Annotated in this window: 1 protein-coding gene; it reads left to right on the forward strand. The window is 53.1% G+C overall.

Going from position 1 to position 1,698, the window contains the following annotated elements; genetic code table 11:
- The coding region (locus J663_RS18455; RefSeq protein WP_033851434.1) for an Ig-like domain-containing protein at nt 1–1,698 on the forward strand (1,698 nt) is incomplete at both ends.

Consider the following 1,698-nt stretch of genomic DNA (forward strand, 5'->3'; position numbering starts at 1 on the left):
ACGATACAACGCCTGCATTGACCGGTACGATCGATGATCCTACTGCGACTGTGGTGGTGACTGTGGATGGTGTGGATTATCCAGCGACTAACAATGGTGACGGTACCTGGACGCTTGCAGACAATACACTTCCAGTGTTGGCAGACGGTCCACATACAGTGAGCGTGACTGCAACAGATGTGGCAGGCAACGTTTCAACACCAGTAACCGGTACAGTGACTGTTGATGCGACAGCACCAAGCCTTGCGATTAGCACAGATGACCTTGCACTTGCGGCAGGTGAAACAGCGAACATTAGCTTCACGTTCAGTGAGGCGGTAGCAGGCTTTGATGCAAGCGACATCACGGTTGTAGGCGGTACATTGACAGGCCTGACTACGACTGACAACATCACCTGGACAGCGGTGTTCACACCGGATGGCACAGGCACAGCACCAAGCATTGCGGTGGCTGATGGTAGCTACACAGATGTCTTGGGCAACTTGGGTACAGGAGATGTACTTGACGGTACAGACGGCTTTATCGTTGACCTTGTTGCACCGGTGGTGACTTTCCCAGATGTATCGACGAACGATACAACGCCTGCATTGACCGGTACGATCGATGATCCTACTGCGACTGTGGTGGTGACTGTGGATGGTGTGGATTATCCAGCGACTAACAATGGTGACGGTACCTGGACGCTTGCAGACAATACACTTCCAGTGTTGGCAGACGGTCCACATACAGTGAGCGTGACTGCAACAGATGTGGCAGGCAACGTTTCAACACCAGTAACCGGTACAGTGACTGTTGATGCGACAGCACCAAGCCTTGCGATTAGCACAGATGACCTTGCACTTGCGGCAGGTGAAACAGCGAACATTAGCTTCACGTTCAGTGAGGCGGTAGCAGGCTTTGATGCAAGCGACATCACGGTTGTAGGCGGTACATTGACTGGCTTGACTACGACTGACAACATCACCTGGACAGCGGTGTTCACACCGGATGGCACAGGCACAGCACCAAGCATTGCGGTGGCTGATGGTAGCTACACAGATGTCTTGGGCAACTTGGGTACAGGCGATGTACTTGACGGTACAGACGGCTTTACCGTTGACCTGGTTGCACCAGTAGTGACTTTCCCAGATGTATCGACGAACGATACAACGCCTGCATTGACCGGTACGATCGATGATCCTACTGCGACTGTGGTGGTGACTGTGGATGGCGTGGATTATCCAGCGACTAACAATGGTGACGGTACCTGGACGCTTGCAGACAATACACTTCCAGTGTTGGCAGACGGTCCACATACAGTGAGCGTGACTGCAACAGATGTGGCAGGCAACGTTTCAACACCAGTAACCGGTACAGTGACTGTTGATGCGACAGCACCAAGCCTTGCGATTAGCGCAGATGACCTTGCACTTGCGGCAGGTGAAACAGCGAACATTAGCTTCACGTTCAGTGAGGCGGTAGCAGGCTTTGATGCAAGCGACATCACGGTTGTAGGCGGTACATTGACAGGCCTGACTACGACTGACAACATCACCTGGACAGCGGTGTTCACACCGGATGGCACAGGCACAGCACCAAGCATTGCGGTGGCTGATGGTAGCTACACAGACGTCTTGGGCAACTTGGGTACAGGCGATGTACTTGACGGTACAGACGGCTTTATCGTTGACCTTGTTGCACCGGTGGTGACTTTCCCAG

The organism is Acinetobacter sp. 826659, assembly GCF_000588515.1.
GTDB lineage: Bacteria > Pseudomonadota > Gammaproteobacteria > Pseudomonadales > Moraxellaceae > Acinetobacter > Acinetobacter pittii.